This window comes from Variovorax sp. 22077, from assembly GCF_052044195.1.
Lineage (GTDB): Bacteria > Pseudomonadota > Gammaproteobacteria > Burkholderiales > Burkholderiaceae_C > Variovorax > Variovorax atrisoli.
Genome location: NZ_JBQEQC010000078.1, coordinates 1 through 1,160, shown reverse-complemented (window position 1 = coordinate 1,160; position 1,160 = coordinate 1). Strand labels below are relative to the sequence as shown.

The window sequence follows — 1,160 nt, the reverse complement described above, 5'->3', positions numbered from 1 at the left end:
CCTGTCCCGTTTATTCGACGGCAGAGGCGAGATAGTTTTTCGAGGATTGAGTCGGCGGTGGCCGTCCAGGTGAACGGCTTGCAGTTCTCGTTGTACTGGTTGACGAACATGTCGATCTTGTTCGTCAGCTCCTTGACGCTTTTGAACGAACCGCGCCGGATGGCCTTGTCGGTGATCACGGCGAAGAAGCGTTCGACCTGATTGAGCCAGCTCGAATAGGTCGGCACGAAGTGCATGTGCCAGCGTGGCCGCTGCGCGAGCCAGGCGCGCACCTTCGGATGCTTGTGGCTGGCGTAGTTGTCCACGATGCAGTGCACGTCCAGCTCCTGCGGCACGGCCTGGTCGATCTCACGCAGGAAGCTCAGGAACTCCTGGTGCCGATGGCGAGGCTTGCAACTGGCCAGGATTGCGCCGTTGAGCACGTTCAGGGCTGCGAACAGTGTCGTTGTCCCATGGCGAACGTAGTCGTGCGTGACGCCCTCGACGTAGCCCAATCCCATCGGCAGCATGGGCTGCGTGCGCTCCAACGCCTGACACTGGCTTTTCTCGTCGACGCATAGCACCAAGGCGTTCTCGGGAGGGTTGAGGTACAGCCCGACCACGTCGCGCAGCTTCTCGATGAACAGCGGATCTGTCGAGAGCTTGAAACTCTCGACGCGGTGCGGCTTGAGCTGAAACGCGTTGAGGTAACGAGCCACCGTGCTCTTGCTGATGCCAGTCTCTGAGGCAAGAGCGCGCGTACTCCAGTGCGTCGCCCCATCCGCAGGCTTGGTGTGCAACGTCTTGTTGATCAGCTCGGCAACGCGTTCATCGTCCACCGTGCGCGGCCGCCCGGGGCGCAGCTCGTCGTACAGACCCGTGATCCGATCGCGCGCGTAGCGCCCGCGCCACCTGTTGACCGTATTGCGGTCAAGTCCCAGCCGCTTGGCGACTTCGGTGCTCGCGACGCCGGCGCCTTCGCAGGCCAGCACGATGCGCGCGCGTAGCGACAGCGCCGCAGGCAGCGAGCGCGACCGCGCCATTGACGTCAGCTCGGCACGCTCACTCTCGGTCAGCTCAAGGTTGGTTGTACGGGTATGGGCATTGGGCATCAGGCACCTCCAAGGATGCCTTATCCCAAGCACTTCTTGTGCCTATGAATTAACGGGACAGGACACTAG

Annotated in this window: 1 protein-coding gene; it reads right to left on the bottom strand. The window is 62.1% G+C overall.

The genetic code is table 11. From position 1 onward, the window contains the following. Positions 1 to 1,091 (bottom strand): IS630 family transposase (locus ACTJLF_RS34560; protein ID WP_440884893.1); only part of this gene is annotated, 1,091 nt, incomplete at its 3' end. Positions 1,092 to 1,160 lie beyond the last annotated feature (69 nt).